Here is a 23,571-nt window from a genome sequence, read left to right as displayed (position 1 = left end):
CCCGCGCGTGGTGGCGCCGGAACGCCGTCGCCCTCGCTGTGCTCGTCGTGCTCATCCCGGCAGGCCTCTTCGCTCTCGACACGCTCGAGTTCGGGACGGTGCGAAACGCCGAGCGGCCGGTCGCCGCCGGCGCATCGACCTCCATCGCGGACTGGGACTTCGGTCCGGTGACGATCAAGCCTGTCGACGCCGCCGAGGTCGGCGCGCCGAGCGGGACCGAGCCGGTCGTCGTGACGATCCGCGTCGATCGCGGCCACCGCTTCCTCGGATGCCAGGCGCCGAGGATCGTCGAGCCCGCGACAGGTCGCAGCTGGATGAGCGTCACCACCCTCGACTGGGCGCCGCCGGTCGGCGCTCAGACGACCTGCACCTCACGCACCGGCATTCCGTACGACCTCGTCGCCCTTGTCCTGCTCCCGAGCGGCGTCGGCGACGACCTCGTCGTCGAGCTCTCCACCGGGAGCACTGCCGCCGGCGGTCTGGACCTCCGCTTCGCTGTCGACCGCTGACAGCCGATCGAGCGTCTCGTCGTACGAGGCGGCGACGACGCTCACCCGCAGCGGCTCGATGATCACCGACACGCCCAGCGTCAGCGCGACGAACACGGGCCCCCAGAACGAGCGGTAGTCGTGCGGGCCGAGCAGTCGCGAGATCCCGATGAGCCCCCATTGCTCCGCGAGCGTGACGACGGTGCTGAGCAGGACGTACGACCCGATCAGCACCGGCCCTGCCCGCCACATCAGCACGAGGGCGCGCCCGATCGGACGGAAGCGGCCGATGAAGCTCTCGCCGAGGTCGGCGAGCCGGCGACGGAGGCGTTGCGGGATGGTGCCGTAGCGGCTTCGCCACCGCTCCACCGTGCGCCCGCTGAGCTGCGGCGCCGCGGCGCGGACCGCCTGCCCGTAGATCACGCCCGCGATCGTCAGCCACGCGACCGGCAGGAGGATGAGGCCGCCTGCTTCGCCGAGCAGCCACTCGACCCCGTCCCAGAGGAAGCCCAGCGGCGCCAAGACACCCACGAGACCCTCCCGGAGGTCCGCGAGCCAGACCATCGCCTGGCGCCCGTCGACCCACGCGGTGAGAAGGCCGAGGGCGTCCTTCACGAGATAGGCGGCCAGGTAGACCCACAGCGCCTCGAGGTACACCGCGGCCACGCCCGTCCATCCGGGGAGCCGCGCACGGTAGCGCTGGTGCAGCCACCGCGCCACGAAGGCGCCGAGGAGGAGCGAGAGCGTGAAGGGATCGAAGCCGAGATCGTCGATCGTTCCGGACGTGTCGTAGTCCGCGCCGGCGACGGCGGCGCTCAGGCCCCACTGGAACTGCCAGGCGAACGCACCGTTGATGTACGAGACGACGTCCTCGCGCATGAACCCCCACGCGGTGTAGAACGCCACGAAGGGGAGGATGCCGCCGAGGATGCCGTCGAGGAACGCCTTCCGTCGCGCGCGCGCATCCTCCGGCAACGGCGCCAGGCTCCGCAGCTTCCGCATCCCGTCCCGCAGGACGAGGAACATCGCGACATAGGCCACGAGAAGGCAGAGGGCCGCGAGCGGAAGGAGGAGGATGCCGCCCAGCGCGGTGCGCGCTCCCACGAGCGACGCGAGCTCCAGCACGAGATAGTGCGCCAGCGTGCCGCCGAGCATCCACGCCAGCAGCGCAGGCCAGTGCGCGGCCAGGAGGCGCGCGCTGCGCACGACGATCGCGATCACGCTCACACGCTAGCGGGTGCCGCGGTCGAGGCGCCGCTCGAGCGGACCGCAGCTTCGGAGGTCTGCACCGGATTCGGAGGATGCGGTCGGCCGGATCCGAATCCGGTGCGATTCTCCGAATCCGCGCCCGCTCACTCCCAGAGACTCGGCGCGGGAGCCTTCGTCGAGGGGAGCGCCGCGCCGACGGCCCAGTCGGTCACCCACGAGGGCAGCGGCGGCAGGTCGTCGGGCCGGTGGAGCGCCTCGAACAGCTCCTCGGTGTTGACGACGCCACCCGTTCGCCGGAGGAACCGCGCGCGCACGATCATCTCGGCGTAGACCTCGCCATCCACCACCGCGCGGTGGATCTGGTAGACCGCCTTGTCGTCGTGGCCGTACAGTCGCGACTCGACCGTGAAGCGCTGCCACAGCTGCAGAGACTTGCGGAAGGTCACCGTCTCGCTCGCGACGACCGCGTACCACCCCTGCGCGTTCATGGCATCCCAGATGCCGGTGCGGATGAGCAGGTCGAACCGGCCCAGGTCGAACAGCGACGCGTAGCGGCCGTTGTTCATGTGCCCGAGGAGGTCGATGTCGGTCGGCAGCGTGCGCAGCCGCACCCGTCCGACCGAGGTCGGCGCGATGGGTCCGCGGCGGCGCAGCAGCACCTTCGCGCGCCAGATCGTCAGGAGGGTCCGCCACCACACATTCACGAAGCGCGATGCTAGCGATGAGACCTACGTGAATACGAAATCCGTTGTGGGATATCGACAGGCGACGGACCGCTGATTGACACGGCTCGCGCCGATTTCGTGATTGCCCGGGCCGGACGTAGAGTCGGCCCCATGGAAGCCGAACCGCTGACCGACACCGTCGTCCGTCCTGTTCGTGACGTGGATGCCGAGGCTCTCGGCCGCGTGCACGCGACCTGCTGGCATGAGACCTACGATCACCTGATCAGCAAGGCCGCCCTCGAGAACGTCTCCCCCAAGCGCCTGGCCGAGCTGTGGACCCACTGGGCCCAGCAGGGCGAGGGCTTCACGATGGTCGCCGCGCTCGTCGAGGGCGAGATCGTCGGCTTCGCCGGCTCCGGCCCCGCGCGCGACCGCGACGCCCCGCGCAACCGCGAGCTCTACTTCATCTACCTGCTGGATCGCTTCCACGGCACCGGCATCGGGCAGAAGCTGTTCGACGCCGTCGCCTCCGACCCGGAGCTCTACCTCTGGGTCGCCGAGGACAACCCCCGCGCGCACCGCTTCTACACGCGCAACGGCTTCACCCTCGACGGTGCGACGCACACGGAGCCCTTCCTCGGCGAGACGCTGACCGAGGTGCGCTTCGTCCGCTGACCGCGATGTTCACCGTCGAGGAGCGTGAGCTGCTGCGGGGCGCAACCCGCAGAGCCCACGCGACCCCGCCTCACAGGTCGGGGTGAATGTCGCGCACGCTGCTGCGCGACTCCAAGATCGAGGCGATGTTGAAGACCGTGGATTCCGCATGCCACGCTGCGGCGATCTGGACGCCGATCGGCAGTCCCTCCGAGCTCGTGCCGTATCGCATCGACAGCGCCGGCATGCCGGTGATGTTGAACTGCACGGTGAACGTCTGGATGTGGACGGCGTCGACTGTCTGCCCATCGATGATGAACTGCGCTTTGTCGTGCTCGTGCGCGGGGATCGGCAGGACGGGGAGCAGGAGCGCGTCGAACCGGGTGAGCAAGTCCGCATATGCGTCGCTAAGTCGTTCCGCGCCCTGCTCCGCGGCGACGTAGTCCGCCATCGAGGTGTCGGGGGTGGCGAGCATGGCCGTGGACATGGTGAACCGCTCGCCTTCGTGGCCCGCTGTGGCTTCTGCCATCGCGGGCTTCAGTTCCATGACGTGCTGCTTGTTGAAGAGTGCGAGGGGGTTGTCCCGGCGGAGGGCGGGGATGTCGACCTCCACGACCTGCACCCCCGAGGCGGCCAGCGCGTCGGCGGCGTCACGGACGGTACGCGCGACTTCCGGATCCACGGGGCCCAGGCCGGAGTCCGTGAACCAGCCGACACGCAGTTGCGTCGGGGGCGCGTCGCGCTTGCCCGCATCGAACTCCGCGGGGATGACAGCGAAGCCGTCCTCCCCATCCGGTCCCCGCAAGATCTCGTAGCTGAGCTCGAGATCGCGGATCGTGCGTGCCATCGGGCCCACGTGCCAGTCGCGGCGCGGGGCGCGGGGCCACACGCCCGTCATCGGGATGCGGCCGTGCGTGGGCTTGATGGCGACGATCCCCGTCTGGGCCGCCGGGCCGCGCACGGAGATCGCGAGATCGGTACCGAGCCCGATGGGGCTGAGCCCCGCGGCGATCGCCGCTGATTCGCCCCCACTCGATCCGCCCGGCGTCCGGTCGAGGTCATAGGGGTTGTTCGTGCGACCGGACAGCAGGTTGACGCTCTCCGTGGAGTACGAGAACTCCGGCAGGTTGGTCTTCGCGAGGAGAATGGCACCGGCAGCCTTCATCCGTGCGACGCTGGTCGCGTCCTGCTGAGGGATGCGGCCGCGGAAGATCGGGGAGCCGCGCTGGGTCAGGACGCCCTCGGTGTCGATGGAATCCTTGACCGTGAACGGCACGCCGTGGAGCGGACCCATCTCCCGACCCGCGGCACGTGCGTCGTCCGCCGCCCTCGCCTCGTCCAGCGCATTGTGATTGACGGTCACGACCGCGTTGATCTTCGGGTCGATGGCACTGATTCGATCCAGATGAGCTTGGACGACCTGCACCGAGGTCAGACGACCGCTGCGGATATGGGACGCCAGCGCGGTGGCGTCCAGGCGGAAGATGGTGTCAGACATGATGAGCTCCAATTGGTAGTAGACCGGTCGTCTAGTTGAGTGAGTCGTTCGTACGAGAGGAAGAGGATGGGGTAACCGCGGAAGATGAGGAAGGACGCGCGCAGTATGGGTCGTGTGCTCAGGCGTGGAGACGGTGCGACGTGAGGTCGAGGGCGCGCTGCAGAGGCGCCGGCGATCGCTGGACCTTTGCGATGATGCTGGCGCCGAGCCAGGATTCGTAGAGCTCATGGGCCAGCGTCCGCGGGACGACGGGGGTCTCGACGGAGCCGTCTCGCACGCCGGTCGAGATCATTTGCTCGAGGTGGTCGATGATGCCCGTGGTCCCCTGCGCCAACTGCAGCCGCATCGACTCGGACAGATCCGATACTTCTGCGGCGAGTTTCACCACGAGGCACTTGCCCTGACAGTCGTCGAACGATTGCAGCTCGTAGAAGCGCTGCCAGTACTCCTGCAGCTGCTGAGCACCCGTCTTGCTGACGTCCCGCGCGATGCGGTCCATCGTGGCGAGGTAGTCGGCGAAGTAGCTTCCCATCAGCGCGGCGCCGAAGTCTTCCTTCGATGAGAAGTAGTAGTAGAACGACCCCTTGGGGACGTCTGCTTCCGCGAGCACCTCGGAGAGGCCGACGGCGGTGTACCCCTTGCGCGCCATCAGACGAGCGGCAGTGTCGAGGATGTGCTGCCGGGTATCGGTGGGGGTCGCGGCCATGACCCGACCCTAACATCTAGTAGACCAGTCGTCTAGTACGCTCTCGCTCCGTCGGAGCGGATGCCCGACCGCTGAGCCGGGTCGAGGTCCTGCTCAGCGGCCGCTGACGGTGCCGAAGAGCTTGGCGATCGGCGCGATGACGAGCGGCCGCGCCGCGATCCAGCCCCCGGCCATCACCGCGACGGAAGCCACGAAGATCCAGAAGCCGGCCCAGTTGTCGGCGTAGGCGACGCCGTCGACCGAGCCCTGCGCGGCGTACATGTGGTTGAGGTTGCGCAGCGCCCCCGTCGCGAACACGAGCGCGACGTGCACGATGATGAACGCCACGAAATAGAGCATCACCGGGAAGTGGACCTTGCGCGCCCACTCGATCGGGTACGCGGCGCTCAGGCGCGCACTCTTCTTGGGCCACACCGCGCTCATGCGGAAGCCGGTGATCGCCGCCAGCGGTGCCGCGAGGAACACCGTTGAGAAGTAGGCGAGCTGCTGCAGCGAGTTGTAGTTGACCCAGCCGTTCTCGGTGGGCCAGTCCAGAGACACGTACTGGAGCGCGGCCGACAGCGCGTTGGGGAACACCTCCCAGCTGGTGGGGACGATCCGCATCCACTGCCCCGTGGCGAACAGCAGCACGACGAAGACGGCGCCGTTGACGAGCCACAGGAGGTCGAGCGCCTGATGGAACCAGATCGTGAGGCTCGTCTTGCCCTTCTTGTTGCGCCGGGGCGTCCAGAACACCGCCGGCCGCTTCTCGGTGCGGATCTGCAGCCCCGTGCGGATGATCAGCAGCATGAAGAAGGCGTTGAAGAAGTGCTGCCAGCCGATCCACGCGGGGATGCCGACGGGCGCCGACTCGGGCAGGTGGTACTCCCCCGGATAGGCCGCGAGGAAGTCCTGCATCGCGGGCAACGACAGGACGACGCGCACCAGCGCGACCGCCATGGCCGCGACGACGAGCAGACCCGCGCCGCCGACGAGCAGGGCGCCCGCCCACTGCCCGCGGGTGAACGGCCCGATGCGCGTGGGCTCGGGCTTCGCCGGCGGGCGGTGGAAGGCGGCACGACCGGGCCACACCGTGCGAGGAGCGGTGAGCGGCATGCGCTCGGCCGCGGGGATGACCACTGTGCCGGGTGAGGCGACGGTCGCCGGGGCGGCAGCGGTGACCGTCGGCTCCGACGCGGCGACGTCGACGGTGGGCGACGGCGCGGCCGGAGCGGCGGCCGGGATCGGACCGGCCGGGCCGACTGCAGGGCTGGGGGCTGCGGGGCGCGGGGCGTGGATGCGGATGTCGAGCGCCGGCCAGGGCGCGCCGCCCGCCACGCGGGGCAGACCGCGGCGGACGCCCGTGTTCGCGGCATCCGCGTCGGCATCCGCCGCCACGGGGTCGGGCGCCGCGGGCGCCGTGGGCGCCGTGGGCGTCGTCGACGGTCCCGGGGCGGAGGCGGTCGGGGCGGAGGCGGGCGTCGGACCGGTCGTGGCGGCCGCGGGCGTCGACGACGCCGCTGACCCTACCGCGGGCGCCGGAGTCGCTGCCGGGCCCGCTGTGTCCCTGGAGGGCGGCCATGCGTCGCCGCCGGGCGTTCGGGGCAGACCGCGCCGCAGGGCGACAGGCGACCCTGCCGGAGCCGCGGTGCCGATGTCCCCGTCGTGCGTGAGCCCGGCGTCCGACGGCGGGGCCCCCTGCTCCGGCGTCACAACCGGCGGTGCCGCGGGGACGGCGTCCGGCCCGGGCCCCGGGACGGCGTCCGCCTCCGAGGCCGCGTCCGGCTCGGGTGCGGCGCCGGCGGGCGGCCAGGACTCGCCGCCGGGACGGCGCGGCAGACCGCGCCGGATCGAGGGCACTCCCGGACCGCGTGTCGCCATCAGGACTTCTTGGCTTCGAGGGCAGCGATCAGCTGCGGGACGACGGTGAACACGTCGCCCACGATGCCGAAGTCGGCGATGTCGAAGATGGGCGCGTCGCCGTCTTTATTGATCGCGACGATCGTCTTCGCGGTCTGCATTCCCGCCTTGTGCTGGATCGCTCCGGAGATGCCGAGAGCGACATACAGCTGCGGCGAGACCGAGACGCCGGTCTGGCCGACCTGGTGGGCGTAGGGGATGTACCCGGCGTCGACGGCCGCCCGCGAGGCGCCGACCGCCGCGCCGAGCGCGTCGGCGAGCTGCTCCACGAGCGCGAACTTCTCCTGGGATCCGAGCCCGCGGCCGCCGGCGACGACCCGTGTCGCCCCTCGCAGCTCGGGGCGCGAGGAGGTCGCCACGACGGCCTCGAACGAGTCGACCGTCGCGGCCGGAGCGCCGGAGGCCGCGACCTCCAGCGCCTGCACGCGCGGCTCCTGCGCCTCGGCCCGTGCGTCGACCGCGCCCTGGCGCACGGTGATCACCGGGGCGCCGAAGGTGGGGGCGCTGGTGACGTTGTAGGCCCCGCCGTAGACGGAGTGCTGCGCCAGCACGCCCTGGTCGTCGCGGACGACGCCGACGGCATCGACCGACAGCGCCAGCGACTGCCGCGCGGCGAAACGGCCGGCGACGTCGCGGCCCTCGATCGAGTTCGACACGAGCACCGCGTCGGGCTGCACGAGGGCGAACGCGGCGGCCACGGCGTCCACGATCGGCGTGGTCAGCGCGCCCGCGTCTCCCGCCGCGGTGAGCACCACCGCGGCACCGAGCTGCCCGGCCGAGGCTGCCGCACCGTCGCCGCCGCCCACCACGAGCGCCACCGGAGTGCCCACCGCGGCGGCGGCGCCCAGCAGGCCGGCGGACGACGAGGCGAGCTCGCCGCCGGGGGTCACGTCGAGCACGACCAGGATCGAGTCATCTGCGAAGTCGGTCATCGTCGTCTCCTCACACCAGCCGGTTCTCGATGAGGTACGCGGCGAGCCTCTCGCCGGCGTCGCCCTCGTCGACGAGCTTCACGCCCGCACCGCGCGGGGGCTTCTCCGTGACCGCCGTCATGATGGTCTGGGGCGCGACGCCGGGGTCGACGTCCACCCCGAGATCGGCCAGCGACAGCGTCTCGAACGGCTTCTTCTTGGCCGCCATGATGCCCTTGAAGTTCGGGAACCGCGCGTCGGGGAGCGCCTCGGTGATCGAGATCACCGCGGGCAGCGGCGCCGTCACGTGCGCGGCACCGCCGTCGGCCGCACGGGTGCCGGCCACCGCGGTCTCGGAGATCTCCACCGCCGACAGCGCCGTCGCGTGCGGCACGCCCAGGTGCTCGGCGAGCATCGCGGGGAGCACGCCGGCGGTGCCGTCGGTGGACAGGTTGCCGGTGATGACGAGGTCGAAGCCCGCCCGGCGGACGGCCGCGGCGAGCACCCTCGCCGTCACGCCGAGGTCGGCGCCGGCGAGCGCCTCGTCGACCACCTGGATCGCCGACGACGCGCCCATCGCGAGGCCCTTGCGGATGGTCGCGGTCGCCGCCTCCGGAGCCATCGACACCACGACGACCTCGGTTCCGGCGTGCGCGTCGGCGTAAGAGAGGGCCACTTCGAGGGACCGCTCGCCGATCTCGTCGAGCACCCGCTCCGACGCGTCGCGCTGCGACAGACCGGTCTCGAGGTCGAGCTTGCGGTCACCATAGGTGTCCGGGACTTCCTTGACCAGCACCACGATTCTCATGACGTCCTCCGACCTTCGAGTCTATTGAGCGCGCCCGCACGCCGACCAGCGCGCAGGAGGAAACCGACTAGCGTGATCCCCGACGGCAGGAGGCGCATTGTGGCCCGCGTGACACCCCCGGCAGGCGATCCCATCGCCGAGGCGCGACGCCAGTGGATCGCGCACGGCTGGACCGATGCCGCCGCCGGCATGACGGCGGTGACCTCGATCATGCGCGCCCACCAGCTGCTGCTGGCGCGTGTCGACGAGACGTTGAAGCCGCTCGGGCTGAGCTTCGCGCGGTACGAGCTGCTGACCCTGCTGAGCTTCACCCGGGAGGGGCGGATGCCGGTGGGCTCCGCGGCGCGGCGGCTGCAGGTGCATCCCACGAGCGTGACCAGCACCGTCGACCGGCTGGAAGCCGCGGGGCTCGTGCGCCGCGAGCCCCATCCGACCGACGGCCGGGCGACGCTCGTGGCGCTCACCACCGCCGGGCGGTCGCTCGCCGAGCGCGCGACGACGGCGCTCAACCGCGACGTGTTCTCGCGGCCGGGGCTGGGCGACGAGGACCTCGACGCGCTCATCGGTGCGATCGCGCGACTGCGCGCCGCGGCGGGCGACCCCGTCACCGGTTCGTGAACTCGGGCGGGCGCTTCTCGCGGAAGGCGGCCATGCCCTCCTTCTGGTCGTCGAGGGCGAACAGCGACGAGAACACCTGCTTCTCGAAGCGCAGCCCCTCCGCCCCCGTCGTCTCCTGCGAGGCCCGCAGCGCCTCCTTGGCGGCGTAGACGACCGGCAGCGACTTCGACGCGATCGCCTCGGCGACCTTGCCGGCCTCGTCGAGGAGCTCGGCGGCCGGGACGACGCGCGAGACGAGGCCGGCGCGCTCGGCCTCGACGGCGTCCATCATGCGTCCCGTGAGCACCAGCTCGGCGGCCTTGTAGTAGCCGATCGCCCGGGGGAGCCGCTGCGTGCCGCCGAGACCGGGGATGACCCCGAGGGTGATCTCCGGCTGGCCGAACTTCGCGGTGTCTGCGGCGAGGATGATGTCGCACGTCATGGCCAGCTCGCATCCGCCGCCGAGGGCGTAGCCGGCGACCGCGGCGACGACCGGGGTCCGCACCCGGCTGAACGCCTCGAGACCGACGAAGGGGTTGTCCATCGCCATGTCGCGGGAGGACTTCGACTCCATCTCCTTGATGTCGGCGCCGGCGGCGAACGCCCGCTCCGACCCGGTGAGGACGATGCAGCCGATGCCCTCGTCGGCGTCGAAGGCCGCCGCGGCGGCGGCGAGCTCGGCCACCAGCGTCGAGTTCAGCGCATTGAGCGCTTCGGGGCGGTTGAGGGTGATCCAGCCGACGCGTCCGCGCGTCTCGGTCAGGATGGTCGCGTAGTCGGTCATGTCGTCATGCTTTCATCTCGCGGGGCGGGACGCACGACGCGATCACCGTGCACCCTCGGCGAGCACGTGCCGGCCGATGATGACCCGCATGATCTCGTTGGTCCCCTCGAGGATCTGGTGGACGCGGAGGTCCCGCACCACCTTCTCGATGCCGTAGTCCTGCAGGTAGCCGTATCCGCCGTGCAGCTGCAGTGCCTCGTTGGCGATCGTGAAGCCGGCATCGGTCGCGTAGCGCTTGGCCATCGCGCACTGCACGGTCACCTCGGCGTAGTCGGAGCTGCCCGGGGTCGTCTGATCGAGGGCCAGCGCCGCGCCCTGGACGAGCGCGCGCGCCGCACGGAGCTCGGTGGCCATGTCGGCGAGGCGGAAGACGATCGCCTGCTTGTCGGCCAGCGGCTCGCCGAACGTGAACCGTTCGTGCACGTACCGCACGGCCCGGTCGAGGGCCCACTGCGCTCCGCCGAGCGAGCACGCGGCGATGTTGATGCGCCCGCCGTTGAGTCCGCTCATGGCGATCGCGAAGCCGCCGCCGAGCGAGCCCAGGATCGCGGATGCCGGCACGCGCACCCGGTCGAGGATCACCTGCCGGGTCGGCTGGGCGTTCCATCCCATCTTCTTCTCGTGGGGTCCGAACGACAGGCCGTCGGCGTCACCCGGCACGAGGAAGGCGGTGATCCCCCGGGCGCTTCCCGCCCCGGAACCGGTGGCAGGGTCGGTGCGCGCCATGACGACGTAGACACCGGCCTCGCCGGCGCCGGAGATGAACTGCTTCACGCCGGTCAGCACGTAGTCGTCGCCGTCCGCGATCGCCGAGGTCGTGATCGCGGCCGCGTCGGAACCCGCTCCCGGCTCGGTCAGGCAGTAGGCGCCGAACTCGGTCATGGCGACCAGCCGGGGCAGCCATGCGTGACGCTGGGCGTCGGTGCCGTAGCGGTCGATCATCCACGCGACCATGTTGTGGATCGTGATGTAGGCGGCGATGGTGGGATCGCCGACGGCGAGCTCCTCGACGATCGCGACCGCGTCGCTGCGGCTGAGGCCGCTGCCGCCGACGTCCTCGCGCACGTAGATGCCGCCGAGGCCGAGCTCCCCCGCGATCGCGAGCACATCGCGCGGGAAGTGGCGGGTCTGATCCCACTCCAGCGCGTTCGGGGCGAGGTGGGTCCGGGCGAAATCGCGCACGGCATCCAGGATCGCTTCGCGTTCCTCCGCGGAGAGGGATTCGGTGACGGTCATGCTCATGTGTTCACGTCCTTGTGAGGCATATCGACGGCATCGTCCGTGCCTTATGGGCACAGTGATCATTTTACATGGATGTCCATCTATCTCACGCCGGAAGGTGGAACGACGGCAGTCGTTGCCGCCTCACGGATACGGAGGCGGCAACGACTGCCATGTGTCTCGGTCGGGGGTAGACGATTCAGGCCGCGGATCAGTAGACGAACAGCGGACGCACCCCCGAGCGGGAGTCGCGGTGATCGCCGGCGCCGGTGAACGAGGTCCGCAGCAGGTGGATGCCGCGCGGCAGCTTCGGCAGCGTGACGTCGATCCGGCCCTTCGCGGATGCCGGGAGGGCGACGGTGGCCACGACCTTGCCCGCGTCGGTCACCGTCAGCGTTCCCACGGGCGCACTGCCGTCGGCGGCGACGACCTTGCCGGTCACCTTGACCGGCGTCCCCTGCTTGGCGACCAGCCGCGTCGGAGCGGCGGTCGTGCTGGTCTTCACCGCGGCGGCGTCGACCAGGACCGCGACCGTGCGCGCCGGCACCGTGACGGTGCCCGTCCCCGCATTCCAGGTCGTCGTCTTCACGACGGGGTCCGCGCCCTTGGCCTGGGCGGCCGTGAGCGCGAAGCCGCGGCCGGCGAGATCGTCGATCGTCTGCGTCGTCGCATCGGGCGACGCGTTGAAGACGACGAGCGCCCCGTCGAGGGCGGGATCGGCATCCGGCCCGACGAGGTCGTCGATCTGCATGACGATGACCCCCGGCGTCGCATCCGGTCCGCTCGCGGGGAACGTCACCTTCTGCGAGATGAGGTCCGCGGACCCGAGACGCAGCAGGCCGACGTCCGAGCGCACCCGCAGCAGGTCCAGCGCGGCCGCCTCGGCCGCCGCCATGTCGGAGGCGCCCGGCTTCAGCGCGGGATCGGCCAGCAGCGGCTCCATGATGTCCCACTTCTCCTCGTTGTCGGCCGCCCGCGGCAGGCCCGAGCCGAACGTGGACTCCTGACCGGTCCAGTCGATGCGGTTGAACCAGTCGCCCGAGTTGTAGCTGTTGCGATCCAGCGACTTCGAGCGGAGGAGCTCGGTGCCGGCGTGCCAGAACGACGGTGTCTGCGACAGCGTCACGGTCGCCAGCGACAGCGTGTTCATCCGCACGCGGTCGGCCATCCGGGTGTCCTTCGGCAGCTTCAGCACCGACAGGTCGTAGAGCGTCTCGTTGTCGTGCGCGTCGACGTAGGTGACGATCTCATCCGGCTCGTCGGCGTATCCCGCCGGCTGACCGTTGTAGTCGAGCTCGGAGCCCTTCTTCACGTCGCCGTCGGCGGTGATGAGCTCGTAGTCGCGGAGGTTGCCTGCGAGGCCCAGCTTGACGAGGTCGGTCTGCCGCGCGAGGTCGGCGAGCGCCTGCTCGCTCGTGCCGTTGATGGGGTCGCCGTTGGGGTCGGTGCCGAGGCCCGTGCCATAGCCCTGCCGGAACGTCGAGCCGCTGTCGACCGGGCTGCCGCCGTGGACGGCGTCCCGCAGCCGATCGGAGAAGGTCCCGATGCCGGTGCCGCCGAGCTGCCCCTGCGTCGCCTGCTCGAACAGCGCGTCGTCGGCGACCTCGCCGAAGTTCCAGCCCTCCCCGTAGAGGTAGATGCGCTCTCCGTCGACGCCGTCCTTCTTCAGGGTCAGCTCGTCGAGCGCGGCGCGGATCGCCAGCATGTTCTCCTTCGAGTGGTGGCCCATGAGGTCGAAGCGGAAGCCGTCGACCTTGTAGTCGCGCGCCCACGTGACGACCGAGTCGACCATGAGCTTCTGGGCGACCTCGTGCTCGGTGGCGACGTTCTGGCAGCAGGTCGAGGTCTCCACGGCGCCGGCCGCGTTGAGCCGGTGGTAGTACCCCGGCACGACGCGGTCAAGCACGGAGCGCTCCGCCTGACCCGACGCCGCGGTGTGGTTGAAGACCTGATCCAGCACCACCTGCAGCCCCATGCCGTGGAGCGCTCCGACCATCGAGCGGAACTCGCTCACGCGCGCTCCGCCGTCCGCGTCGACGGCGTACGATCCCTCGGGCGTGGTGAAGTGGAACGGGTCGTAGCCCCAGTTGAACCCGTCGGTGTCGGCGACCGCCTCGACGCACGCCTGCTGCTCGGTGGAGGACGGACCGAACGACGCCAGATCGCAGTCGGGCGTCTGCTGGGCGGCACGGTCCTCCTCGATCGTCGCGATGTCGAACGACGGCAGCAGGTGCACGGTGTTGATGCCCGCTTCGGCGAGCTGACGCAGCTGCGCGGTGCCCGCGCTGTCGCGCGTGAAGGCGCGATACGTGCCGCGCTCCTGCTCGGGCACGGTCTCGTCGGTGATCGAGAAGTCCCGGATGTGGAGCTCGTAGATCGCGCGGTCGACCGCCCGATCGATGCGCGGCGCCTTCGTCTTCTGCCACTGCTTCGGCATGAACGCCCGGTCGTCGAGATCGATCGCGACCGACCGCTCGGAGTTGAGCGTCAGGGCGACCGAGCCCGGATCGGTGACGACGTTGGTCTCGATCGCATCGGTGCTCGGCGCGTAGACGACGACCTCCCAGAGGTACTCGTCGCCGCGGAGCTCGCGTCCGCCGGCGGCGGTCCACGTGCCGGCCGCCGCGTCGAAGGTCGCCTCGCGACGCACCGGGTCGGCGTCCGAACCTGCCTCCCACGTCAGGAGGGTCGCGGACTGCGCGGTCGGCGCCCAGAGCCGGAAAGTCGTCGTGGCCTTCCGTCCCGCGCCGGCGAACGAGACGCCGAGGGAGTCGTCCGCGACGTCCGACGCGTAGAGGTCGTCGAGCACGCCGGGGATCTGCACCCCGGTGAACGCGGTCAGTGCGCCGTCGGCACCCCATTGCGCCACGCGCAGCTGGCCGCGCAGAAGCTGCGCCCCGTCGCCGCGGTCCGCACCGGCGACGCGCAGGGCGGTGAAGCCCTCGAGCGCGGGGAACTGCTCCACCTGCTCCGCGGTGAGCCCGCCCGCCACCAGCTCGAGCTCCTGCGGGTCACCGCCGGCGACCTCGCCGTCCGCGAGCGCCAGCGAGGCGTCCGGCGAGGAGAAGAGCGCCCACTCGGCACCCGCGGCGGAGGTGCCGAGGTCGTCGGGCCACGCGATGGTGTCCGCGTCGATCCAGTGCGCACGCGACTCCCCGGTGCCCGGCAGCGGCGGGTCGGCCGCCACGATCTCGAGCACGTGGGTGGCGAGGTCGTAGCGGAAGACCACGCGCTTGCCCTCGGTCACGCTGAACGCGATGTTGGCGCCGCCCGGCGCTCCTCCGGCGCCGTAGTTCTCGTCCCAGCCGAGGCCGTGGGCGACCTTCACCTCGTAGGAGCCGGTGGGGATGCGCGAGGTCGCGAACTCGTAGACGCCGTCGCGGTCGCCGTCGAGCATGAGGCTCCGCAGGCAGTCCGGCGACCAGTCCGCGGCGCACCCCAGTTCGCTCTGGAACGAACCCGGAAGCGTCACCACCGGGCCCTCCGCCGTGGACTGGGCGCGCTTGGTGACGGGGTCGAAGTAGAAGGTGATCGGCCCGCCGTCGTGGGTGATGGCGATGTTCGCGCCGCCGGGCGCACCGTCGGCGCCGTAGTTCTCGTCCCAGCTCTTCTCGGTGGCGACCTTGTACTCGTACGTGCCCGCGGGAAGATCCACGGTCAGCCGCCAGATCCCGTCGACGAGCGTCATCTGCGCCTCGTCGCAGTCCGGCGACCAGTCCGCGGCGCAGCCCATCTCGCTGTTGAGACTGCCGGGGATGCTCACGAAGTCGTACGGCGTGGGCTCGGTCGGCTCCTCGGGCTCCTCCTCTTCGACCAGGGTCACGCGGTTGCCGACCGACGCGTAGGTGGAGGCGGCCGAGCGCTGCCCCGCCGCATCCGTCGAGACCGCGCGGTACTCGACGAGTGTGCCCGTCGCGAGCCCGTCGACGTCGTGGAACACGCGCGGCGCAGTGTCCTCCGCGGTGCCGAGCGGCTGCCACTCGTCGGAGCCGGTGACCCCCGCACCGGCCTCGGGAACCGAGACCGTGAGCCCGGCCGCCTCGGCGGGCGCGGTCACGGTCGAATCGGCGCGCAGCACGACGGCCGACAGCGCCGGCACCGTCACAGTCGCCTGCGCCGCGCCGTCCGAGGCGACCGGATCGCCGCCGCCGTAGACCGGCGCGTAGGACGCGTCGGCGGTGAGCGTCGTGAGGTCGACGGCGGAGGCCGAGGTCGTGTTGTTGAGCGCGACGAGGTACTCGATGCGCTCCGCGGGGTCGACGCGCGAGAAGGCGTACACCCCGTCGGCGGCGTACCGCTCGATCTGGGCCCCGTCCACCAGCGCCGGGTGGTCGGCGCGCAGCTGCGCGAGGTCCGCGATGTGCGTGTAGAGCGGGGTGTCGGTGTCGAAGCGGTCGACGCCGCCCACCGTCTCGCCCGTGATCAGCGTCTGGTCCCGGTACTCCGCCACCTCGCTGGCGAACAGCGACTGACGGGCGCTCTTGTCGTTTCCGGCGCCGACGCCGGTGAAGCCCTGCTCGTCGCCGTAGTAGACCACGGGCTGGCCGCGGCTCAGGAACAGCAGGTCGTGGGCGAGGAGGTCTCGTTCGAGGGCGTCGCCGCTGTCCTTGAGGAAGTAGCCGACACGGCCCATGTCGTGATTGCCGAGGAAGGTGGGGAGGGCGGTCGCCGACGAGTCGGTCGTCGTGTACCGGTCATCGCCCGCGAAGAGCTTCTCGAGGGTCGACACGTTCCCGCCCTTGGCGAAGCTCGTGGCCGCGGACTGGAAAGCGAAGTCGAGCACCGAGTTCATGTCGGTCTTGCGCACGTACGGGGCCAGGAGGGCGGGGTCGGCGTCGTACACCTCGCCGAACATGAAGAAGTCGTCCTTGCCCTGCGCGTGCGCGTAGTCGAGCACGCGCTCCGTCCACTGCTCCCAGAACGGGAAGTCGACGTGCTTGGCGGTGTCGATGCGGAACCCGTCGATGCCGAGGTCGATCCAGTCCTGGTAGACCTCGACGAACCCGTTCACGACGTCGGGATGCTCGGTCATGAGGTCGTCGAGCCCGGCGAAGTCGCCGTACGTGGTGGACTCGCCCGAGTAGGTCGAGTCGCCGCGGTTGTGGTACAGCGTCACGTCGTTGAGCCAGGCGGGCACCTTGATGTCCGCCTCGGCCTCCGACACGACGGGCGTATAGGGGAAGCTCGTGTCGGCGTCCAGCGCCGGGAAGTCGCCGGTACCCGCGTAGTCGGCGGGGTCGAACGCGGTGCCGTCCGCGTCGCGGTACGGCGAGGTCTCCTGGTCGATGTAGGAGTAGTCGCCCTCGGCATAGGAGATGACGTCGGCGGTGTGGTTGGTGATGATGTCGAAGTACACGTCGATGCCCTCGGCGTGCGCCTCGTCGATGAACGCCTCCAGCTCGGCGTTCGTGCCCAGGTGCGGATCGATCCGGGTGAAGTCGGTGATCCAGTAGCCGTGGTAGCCGGCGCTGGCCGCATCGCCCTCGCCCTGCACCGGCTTGTTGGCGAAGCTCGGCGTGAGCCAGATCGCGGTCGTGCCGAGCCCCTTGATGTAGTCGAGGTTCGCGCGCAGGCCGGCGATGTCTCCGCCGTTGTAGAAGCCCGACGACGCCGGGTCGAAGCCGGTCGCCAGCCGATCGCCGTCCAGGCCGCCGCGGTCGTTGGCCGCGTCGCCGTTGGCGAACCGGTCGGTCATGACGAAGTAGAACTGCTCGCCCGCGCCGGCCTGGCGGACCGGCTCGGAGGCGAGCGCGTCGTCCTCGGCCCCGTAGCCGCCGCGGAGCGAGAGCACCTCCACGCCCACCCGGTGGGCGGCGTCGTCGAAGAGGAACCGTAGGGTGGCGGGCCCGGCCACGGTGAGCGGGATGTTGTCCCCGCCGCCGTCGAGGCCGTACGCCTCGTCCCACGCGTCGTCGACGGCGACCTTGTACTGCCACGAGCCCGCAGGCACCTCGAACTCCGCAGCGAAGACGTCCGGATCGCCCGTCGGCGCCAGTTCGGTCTGCGTGCAGTCGGGCTGCCAGTCGGCGGAGCAGCCGAGCTCGCTCTGCAGGTCGCCGACCAGCGCGAACGTGCGCGGCTCAGCGGCGACGGCGGCGGGCGGAGCGGCCAGCGCGACCCCTCCGAACCCGGCGGCGACGAGCGCGACGGCGCTCACGACGGAGACGAGTCTGCGGACCGCGGCGGACATGTGGGCTTTCGAGACGGCGACGTTCGACACTGTGACTCCCCGAGCGTTCGCGGGCACGGCATCGTGCCCGGTCAGTCCTGCCGACGATACTCAGACCGGTCACAGTCGCGAGTGAGAATGCCCTCATCTGAGTCTCCGGCGCCGCGACGACCGGTCCCTGCGGCCGGAGGGTGAGCGCTACAGGCGCTCGATGATCGTGGCGTTGGCCATGCCGCCGCCCTCGCACATCGTCTGCAGTCCCCAGCGTCCGCGGGTGTGCTCGAGGTGGGCCAGCAGCGTCCCGAGCAGGCGCGTGCCGCTGGATCCGAGTGCGTGGCCGAGCGCGATCGCGCCGCCCCACGGATTCATGCGAGCCGGGTCGGCGCCCACCTCGGCCGCCCACGCGAGGGGGACGGAGGCGAACGCCTCGTTGACCTCGTACGCGTCGAGGTCGTCGATCGTGAGGCCGCTGCGGGCCAGGATGCGCCGGGTGGCGGGGATCGGGCCCGTGAGCATGAGGAGGGGGTCGGAGCCGGTCACGGCGAAGGCGTGGAACCGGGCCCGCGGGGTGAGGCCCAGGGCCGACGCCGTCTCCTCGGCCATGATCAGCACGGCGGAGGCGCCGTCGGTGAGCGGCGAGGAGTTCCCCGCGGTGATCCGCCAGTCCAGTTCGGGGAATCGCGCGGCGGCGGCGTCCGAGCGGAACGCGGGCGGCAGACCGGCGAGCGACGCGGTCGTGGTACCCGGGCGGATCGTCTCGTCGGCGGCGAGATCGCCCTGCGGCAGGAGCTGGCCGTCGAACAGCCCGGCCGCGGTGGCCTCGGACGCACGCTCGTGCGACTCCGCGGCGAACGCGTCGAGATCGTCCCGCGTGAAGCCCCAGCGCTCGGCGATGAGCTCGGCCGAGATCCCCTGGCCGACGAGGCCCTCGGGATAGCGGTCCCGCAGCAGCGGCGACCCGGGCGAGCCGGCGACCGAGCCCGCCGCACCGAGCGGCACCCGGCTCATCGACTCGACCCCGCCGGCGATCACGATGTCGTACTGGCCGCTGATGACCCCCTGCGCCGCGAAGTGCGCGGCCTGCTGGCTCGATCCGCACTGCCGGTCGATCGTCGCCGCCGGCACGGCCTCGTCGAATCCCGCCGCCAGAGAGGCCTGACGCGCGATGTTCGCCGACTGCTCCCCGACCTGGCTGACGCAGCCGAGGAGCACGTCGTCGACCTGCGAGGACTCGAGCCCGTTGCGCTCCAGCACCGCCCGGAGCACCCCCGCGGCCAGATCGACCGGATGGATGCCCGAGAGCCCTCCTCCCGGCTTGCCTCTCCCCGAGGGGGTGCGGACGGCGTCGACGATGACGGCGGTGCGACTCATGGCATCCATCATGCCGCCGCACCGGACCGCCGGCTCCTCCACCGGCACAACCGGCAGCTCGTGCGCGGGGAGAGCCGCGCGGCGAGTGAGGCGCTCCATCCCTCGCGCGCGGCCCTCACGCCTCAGCCGTCGGCCTCCGCCTGCCGGAGCGAGATCGCCGCGGTGCCCACGTCGTCGACGAAGCCGTCGATGTGGCGCTCGTCGTGCCCCACGTACTCGGACAGCGGGCGGATGAGCGCGTTCGAGGCGGTCTGCTCCATGATGTGGGCGGTCCACCCGACCACGCGCGCCGCGACGAACAGCGGCGTGAAGGTGAGGGTGTCGAAGCCCATGAGGCTGTAGGCCGGGCCGGACGGGTAGTCGAGGTTGGGGTAGATGCCCTTGCGGGCGACGAACTCCGACTCGAGCGTCGCATAGAGCGCCTCGACGTCGGGGCGGTCGTAGTGCGCGATGAGGGTGTCCAGCGCCGCCTTCATGGTGGGAACGCGCGAGTCGCCGCGCTTGTACACCCGGTGGCCGAATCCCATGATCTTGCGCTTCTCGGCGAGGGCGGCCTCGAGCCACGGCACGACGTTGTCGGCGTCGCCGATCTCGTCGAACACGTGCAGGACGGCCTCGTTCGCACCGCCGTGGAGCGGACCCTTGAGGGCGCCGATGGCACCGACGACCGCGGAGTAGAGGTCGCTGAGCGTGGAACTGATCACCCGCGCGGTGAAGGTCGACGCGTTGAACGAGTGCTCCGCGTAAAGGATCATCGAGCGGTTGAAGGCGTCCACGACGACGGGATCGGCCTCTTCGCCGAACGTCATCCAGAGGAAGTTCGCCGCGTAGTCGAGGTCGTCCCGCGGTGCGACGGGCTCCTGCCCGCGCCGGCGGCGCTGCCCGTAGGCGACGATGGCCGGCAGCGCCGCGAACAGGCGCACGCTGCGGGCGAGGTTGTCCTCGGGGGTCCCGCTCGCGTCCATCACCGATCCGGTGCCGGCGAGGTCGCGCGCGCCGAGCACGCTCACCGCGGTGCGCACCTCGTCCATGGGGTGCGCGTCGAGCGGCGTCAGGTCGATCGCCGCACGGACATCGTCGGCCAGCGCCCGGTGCGACCGCTCCTCCGTGCGGAGCGCGGCGAGCTGCGCGGCATCGGGGAGCTCCCCGTGCCACAGGAGGTAGGCCACCGCCTCGGCGGGCTGGGTGGCCGCCAGCTCGTGCACCGGGTAGCCGCGGTAGAGCAGCGAGTTCGTCTCGGGGTTGACCTTGCTGATGGCGGTGACGTCGGCGACGACGCCGGCCAGCCCCTTCTTGATGTCGGTGTCGGTCATGCCGTGCTCCCTTGCGTTGCCTGCCGGTCGTCGAGCTCGAAGGTGAAGACGTCGGAGTCGAACCGGCTGTAGCCCTCGTAGTCGATGAGGTCGTACAGGTCGGCGCGATGCTGCATCTCGCCCAGCCGCGACGTGAGGTGTCCTTCCTCCGTCAGCGTATCCAGTGCACGGCCCGCCGCGCCCATCGCCAGTCGCAGGAGCGACACCGGCCAGATGACGATGCTCACCCCGGCGCTGCGCAGCTGCTCCACCGAGAAGAGATCAGACTTCCCGAACTCGGTCATGTTCGCCAGGATCGGCACGTCGATCGCCGACGCCATCGCCTCGAACTCGGCGAGGTCGCGCATCGCCTCGGGGAAGATCGCGTCGGCCCCGGCATCCACGAGCGCCTTCGCGCGGTCGATCGCGGCATCGAGCCCCTCGACGGCGCGGATGTCGGTGCGGGCGATGACGAGGAAGTTCGGATCGCGGCGCGCGTCGACGGCGGCGCGGATGCGTTTGAGGGCGGTGCTCTCGTCCACGACGGCCTTGCCGTCGAGGTGACCGCAGCGCTTCGGATTGACCTGGTCCTCGATGTGGGCTCCCGCAAGACCGGCGTCCTCGAGGGTCTGGATCGTCCGGGCCACGTTCATGGGCTCGCCGAATCCGGTGTCGGCGTCGATGAGGGCCGGAAGGTCGGTCATGCGGGCGATCTGCTGCCCGCGGGCGGCCACCTCGGTGAGGGTCGTCAGGCCGATGTCGGGGAGGCCGAGATCGGCCGACAGCACCGCGCCCGAGATGTAGACGCCCTCGAAGCCCTTGCGCTCGATGAGTCGCGCGCTCAGCGGGTTGAAGGCGCCCGGGAAGCGGATGAGCTCACCGGCCGCGAGCCGCTCTCGGAGCATGCGGCGCTTCTCGCTGGCGGGGATGGCGGAGTACAGCATCAGAGCACCTTTCCGTCGGGGAGCGACGTTTCGTCTCGTCGCTGCGCGCCTCGCTCAACGACCGGAGACCGGTCCCCCCGGTCGTTGAGCGAGCGGAGCGAGACGAAACGCCGAACCGCAGCGCGCGACATCAGAAGAGTCCCTTCGGGGCGGGTGCCCCGTCGAGGACGCCCGGGCGGGCGACGAACCCCAGCTGCCGCACCTCGTCGGCGCTCAGCTCGGGGAGCCGCTCGACGAGGGCCAGGAAGCGCTCGATCTCGGCCGGCTCGAGCACCGGCTCGGCCAGCAGCCGGAACTTGCGCACGTAGTCGGCGCGGGCGAACGGCCGCGCACCGAGCGGGTGGGCGTCGGCGACGGCGATCTCGTCGACGATCGTGGTCCCGTCCGCGAAGGTGATCACGACGCGTCCGCCGAACGCCTTCTCGGCGGGGTCGTCCGAGTGGTAGCGGCGCGTCCACTCGGCATCCTCCGCCGTCGTCACCTTCTGCCACAGTGCGACGGTGTCGGGGCGGGCCGCGCGCTCGGGCGCGTACGAGTCCACGTGGTGCCAGCCGCCGTCCTGCAGGGCCACGGTGAAGATGTACGGGATGGAGTGGTCCAGCGTCTCGCGCGACGCGGTCGGGTCGTACTTCTGCGGGTCGTTCGCTCCCGAGCCGATCACGTAGTGCGTGTGGTGGCTCGTGTGCAGCACGATCGATGCGACCTCGCTCCCGCCGGGGCCCTGAGCCTGTCGGAGGGACGGGTGCTCGTGGTGCAGCTTGCGCGCCAGGTCGATCCACGCCTGCGCCTGGTACTCGGCCGAGTGCTCCTTCGTGTACGAGTCGAGGATGGCGCGCTTGGGCTCGCCGGTCGCCGGGAGCGGCACGTCGTACGCCGCGTCCGGGCCGTCGAGCAGCCACGCGATGACGCCGTCCTCGCCTTCGTAGATGGGGTTCGGCGACGTCTGCCCCCGCATCGCGCGGTCCACCGCCTCGACGGCCATCTTGCCCGCGAAGGCCGGGGCGTACGCCTTCCAGGTGGAGATCTCGCCCTTCCGCGACTGGCGCGTGGCCGTCGTCGTGTGCAGGGCCTGGGCGACGGCCTGCTCGATCGTGGCGACGTCGAGGCCGAGGAGGGTGCCGATGCCCGCGGCGGCGGACGGGCCGAGGTGGGCGACGTGGTCGATCTTGTGGCGGTGCAGGCAGATGGCGCGCACGAGATCGATCTGGATCTCGTACCCCGTCGCGATGCCCCGGACGAGGGCGGCTCCGTCGGCGCCGACGTGCTGGGCGACCGCGAGGATCGGCGGGATGTTGTCGCCCGGGTGGGAGTAGTCCGCGGCGAGGAACGTGTCGTGGTAGTCGAGCTCGCGCACGGCGACGCCGTTGGCCCAGGCCGCCCACTCGGGGCTCGTCCGGGTCTGCGCCGGCACGCCGAACACGGTGGCGCCGTCGCCGCCTCGCGAGACGGGGTGGTCGAGCGCCTGCTGACGCGCGGCGCTGACCGGAGCGCGGGTGAGGGAGGCCGCGGCCACGGCCGCGTTGTCGATGAGCCGGTTGACGATCATGTCGACCACGTCGGCCTCGACGGCGACGGGATCGACGGCGACCTCGGCGATCGCGTGGGCGAGCTGCTGCTCGCGCGGCAGCTCCTCGTCGCTGCGGTGGACGCGGACGTGATGGGTGACGGTCATGCGGGGGCCTCCAGGGACTCGAGGATGCCGGTGAGGGCGTTGTGCAGGTGGACGTGGGTGGTGTGCGCGGCCAGGTCGGCGTCGGCGGCCGCGATCGCCGCGGCGATCATGCGGTGCTCGCCCGCCGAGGCCGCCAGGCGCTCCGGCTTGTCGCGGGCGAGCCGGCGGACGCGCACAAGGTGGGTGCGGACGGTCCGCAGAGCGCCGGCGAGATAGTCGTTCGAGACGGCGGCGTCGACCGCGGCGTCGAAACGTGCGATCAGCGCGTAGTAGTCGTCGGGGGCGCCCGCCGTGTCGATGGCGGAGAACTCTGCGGCGAGCGCCGCGAAGACCTCGCGGCCGCCGCGGTGGGCGGCCAGCCGGGCCGCGCTCTCCTCGAGCGCGCGGCGCAGCTCGAACAGCTCGCGGATGTCGTCGGCGTCGAGTTCGGAGACGACGGTCACGCGGGGCGAGGCCTGGATGACCAGGCCGTCGGCCGCGAGGCGGCCCAGGGCTTCGCGCAGCGGCGTGCGGCTCACGCCCAGACGCGCGGCCTGCTCCACCTCGCCGAGCACGGTGCCGGCGGTCAGGACGCCGGACTGGATCTCGTCGAGGAGCGTCAGATAGGCCCGCTCACCCGCTCGCATGCTCCCCCTTCGACCTGCCCATTGTATACACAAACACCCCCACACCCCCCTCCCCCT

Annotated in this window: 17 protein-coding genes; 2 read left to right on the top strand and 15 right to left on the bottom strand. The window is 71.1% G+C overall.

The genetic code is table 11. From position 1 onward, the window contains the following. Positions 1–371: 371 nt before the first annotated feature. Positions 372–1,709 (bottom strand): hypothetical protein, encoded by a 1,338-nt coding sequence (locus tag QQZ13_RS10770; RefSeq protein WP_284529082.1) that lies wholly within the window; start codon positions 1,707–1,709, stop codon positions 372–374. Between the two features lie 131 nt (positions 1,710–1,840). Further along, on the bottom strand, positions 1,841–2,401 hold the full coding sequence (locus tag QQZ13_RS10765; protein WP_284529080.1) for a thioesterase family protein: 561 nt from the start codon (positions 2,399–2,401) through the stop codon (positions 1,841–1,843). A 132-nt stretch (positions 2,402–2,533) separates the two neighbouring features. Here QQZ13_RS10765 and QQZ13_RS10760 point away from each other — a divergent pair, with 132 nt between their 5' ends. Then, on the top strand, positions 2,534–3,037 hold the full coding sequence (locus QQZ13_RS10760) for a GNAT family N-acetyltransferase (protein ID WP_284529078.1): 504 nt from the start codon (positions 2,534–2,536) through the stop codon (positions 3,035–3,037). Positions 3,038–3,107: 70 nt separating this feature from the next. On the opposite strand, the gene QQZ13_RS10755 is transcribed toward QQZ13_RS10760, so the two are convergent. The 5 genes from QQZ13_RS10755 to QQZ13_RS10735 all read right to left on the bottom strand — a co-directional run bounded on the left by QQZ13_RS10755 (position 3,108) and on the right by QQZ13_RS10735 (position 8,838). Then, on the bottom strand, positions 3,108–4,514 hold the full coding sequence (locus QQZ13_RS10755) for an amidase (protein ID WP_284529076.1): 1,407 nt from the start codon (positions 4,512–4,514) through the stop codon (positions 3,108–3,110). A gap of 118 nt (positions 4,515–4,632) precedes the next feature. Next, entirely contained in the window at positions 4,633–5,220 is a 588-nt protein-coding gene (locus tag QQZ13_RS10750) for a TetR/AcrR family transcriptional regulator (protein WP_284529075.1), read from the bottom strand. A gap of 93 nt (positions 5,221–5,313) precedes the next feature. Continuing rightward, positions 5,314–7,080 (bottom strand): cytochrome b/b6 domain-containing protein, encoded by a 1,767-nt coding sequence (locus QQZ13_RS10745; protein WP_284529073.1) that lies wholly within the window; start codon positions 7,078–7,080, stop codon positions 5,314–5,316. Continuing rightward, entirely contained in the window at positions 7,080–8,051 is a 972-nt protein-coding gene (locus QQZ13_RS10740; protein WP_284529071.1) for an electron transfer flavoprotein subunit alpha/FixB family protein, read from the bottom strand. Before QQZ13_RS10740 ends, QQZ13_RS10745 begins: the two co-directional genes overlap by 1 nt. A gap of 10 nt (positions 8,052–8,061) precedes the next feature. Then, on the bottom strand, positions 8,062–8,838 hold the full coding sequence (locus tag QQZ13_RS10735; RefSeq protein ID WP_284529070.1) for an electron transfer flavoprotein subunit beta/FixA family protein: 777 nt from the start codon (positions 8,836–8,838) through the stop codon (positions 8,062–8,064). Positions 8,839–8,946: 108 nt separating this feature from the next. Here QQZ13_RS10735 and QQZ13_RS10730 point away from each other — a divergent pair, with 108 nt between their 5' ends. Further along, entirely contained in the window at positions 8,947–9,456 is a 510-nt protein-coding gene (locus QQZ13_RS10730; RefSeq protein WP_284529069.1) for a MarR family winged helix-turn-helix transcriptional regulator, read from the top strand. On the opposite strand, the gene QQZ13_RS10725 is transcribed toward QQZ13_RS10730, so the two are convergent. From QQZ13_RS10725 to QQZ13_RS10690, 8 genes are all read right to left on the bottom strand, one after another. Continuing rightward, entirely contained in the window at positions 9,443–10,219 is a 777-nt protein-coding gene (locus tag QQZ13_RS10725) for an enoyl-CoA hydratase-related protein (RefSeq protein WP_284529068.1), read from the bottom strand. The genes QQZ13_RS10730 and QQZ13_RS10725 overlap by 14 nt on opposite strands. A gap of 42 nt (positions 10,220–10,261) precedes the next feature. Further along, a complete protein-coding gene (locus QQZ13_RS10720; RefSeq protein WP_284529067.1) occupies positions 10,262–11,461 on the bottom strand; it encodes an acyl-CoA dehydrogenase family protein in 1,200 nt (399 codons plus the stop codon). 190 nt (positions 11,462–11,651) lie between these two features. After that, the gene (gene pulA / locus QQZ13_RS10715) at positions 11,652–17,630 is read right to left on the bottom strand and encodes a pullulanase-type alpha-1,6-glucosidase (RefSeq protein WP_284529066.1); all 5,979 of its coding nucleotides are present in this window, start codon (positions 17,628–17,630) and stop codon (positions 11,652–11,654) included. Positions 17,631–17,807: 177 nt separating this feature from the next. Continuing rightward, positions 17,808–18,980: a thiolase family protein gene (locus tag QQZ13_RS10710; RefSeq protein ID WP_284529064.1), complete on the bottom strand. Its 1,173-nt coding sequence runs from the start codon at positions 18,978–18,980 to the stop codon at positions 17,808–17,810. Positions 18,981–19,102: 122 nt separating this feature from the next. Then, on the bottom strand, positions 19,103–20,293 hold the full coding sequence (locus QQZ13_RS10705; protein WP_284529062.1) for a bifunctional 2-methylcitrate synthase/citrate synthase: 1,191 nt from the start codon (positions 20,291–20,293) through the stop codon (positions 19,103–19,105). After that, complete coding sequence (gene prpB, locus QQZ13_RS10700; RefSeq protein ID WP_284529061.1) at positions 20,290–21,216, bottom strand: methylisocitrate lyase; 927 nt, start codon at positions 21,214–21,216, stop codon at positions 20,290–20,292. Before prpB ends, QQZ13_RS10705 begins: the two co-directional genes overlap by 4 nt. 130 nt (positions 21,217–21,346) lie before the next feature. Then, entirely contained in the window at positions 21,347–22,888 is a 1,542-nt protein-coding gene (locus tag QQZ13_RS10695) for an MmgE/PrpD family protein (RefSeq protein ID WP_284529060.1), read from the bottom strand. Then, positions 22,885–23,514: a GntR family transcriptional regulator gene (locus QQZ13_RS10690; protein ID WP_284529058.1), complete on the bottom strand. Its 630-nt coding sequence runs from the start codon at positions 23,512–23,514 to the stop codon at positions 22,885–22,887. Before QQZ13_RS10690 ends, QQZ13_RS10695 begins: the two co-directional genes overlap by 4 nt. Positions 23,515–23,571: the final 57 nt, after the last annotated feature.

Origin of the sequence: Microbacterium sp. T2.11-28 (assembly GCF_950097975.1) — a bacterium.
Taxonomy (GTDB): Bacteria; Actinomycetota; Actinomycetes; order Actinomycetales; family Microbacteriaceae; genus Microbacterium.
Note: the sequence above shows the minus strand (reverse complement) of the source record. Positions and strands in the feature narration are given on the sequence as shown.

Bases quoted from the DNA above. Each gene is read 5' to 3' on its own strand.
- QQZ13_RS10725 (WP_284529068.1), bottom strand. From the start codon at position 10,219: ATGACCGACTACGCGACCATCCTGACCGAGACGCGCGGACGCGTCGGC.
- QQZ13_RS10695 (WP_284529060.1), bottom strand. From the start codon at position 22,888: ATGACCGTCACCCATCACGTCCGCGTCCACCGCAGCGACGAGGAGCTG.
- QQZ13_RS10705 (WP_284529062.1), bottom strand. From the start codon at position 20,293: ATGACCGACACCGACATCAAGAAGGGGCTGGCCGGCGTCGTCGCCGAC.
- pulA (WP_284529066.1), bottom strand. From the start codon at position 17,630: ATGTCCGCCGCGGTCCGCAGACTCGTCTCCGTCGTGAGCGCCGTCGCG.
- QQZ13_RS10735 (WP_284529070.1), bottom strand. From the start codon at position 8,838: ATGAGAATCGTGGTGCTGGTCAAGGAAGTCCCGGACACCTATGGTGAC.
- QQZ13_RS10710 (WP_284529064.1), bottom strand. From the start codon at position 18,980: ATGAGTCGCACCGCCGTCATCGTCGACGCCGTCCGCACCCCCTCGGGG.
- QQZ13_RS10745 (WP_284529073.1), bottom strand. From the start codon at position 7,080: ATGGCGACACGCGGTCCGGGAGTGCCCTCGATCCGGCGCGGTCTGCCG.
- QQZ13_RS10690 (WP_284529058.1), bottom strand. From the start codon at position 23,514: ATGCGAGCGGGTGAGCGGGCCTATCTGACGCTCCTCGACGAGATCCAG.
- QQZ13_RS10720 (WP_284529067.1), bottom strand. From the start codon at position 11,461: ATGAGCATGACCGTCACCGAATCCCTCTCCGCGGAGGAACGCGAAGCG.
- prpB (WP_284529061.1), bottom strand. From the start codon at position 21,216: ATGCTGTACTCCGCCATCCCCGCCAGCGAGAAGCGCCGCATGCTCCGA.
- QQZ13_RS10740 (WP_284529071.1), bottom strand. From the start codon at position 8,051: ATGACCGACTTCGCAGATGACTCGATCCTGGTCGTGCTCGACGTGACC.
- QQZ13_RS10750 (WP_284529075.1), bottom strand. From the start codon at position 5,220: ATGGCCGCGACCCCCACCGATACCCGGCAGCACATCCTCGACACTGCC.
- QQZ13_RS10755 (WP_284529076.1), bottom strand. From the start codon at position 4,514: ATGTCTGACACCATCTTCCGCCTGGACGCCACCGCGCTGGCGTCCCAT.
- QQZ13_RS10760 (WP_284529078.1), top strand. From the start codon at position 2,534: ATGGAAGCCGAACCGCTGACCGACACCGTCGTCCGTCCTGTTCGTGAC.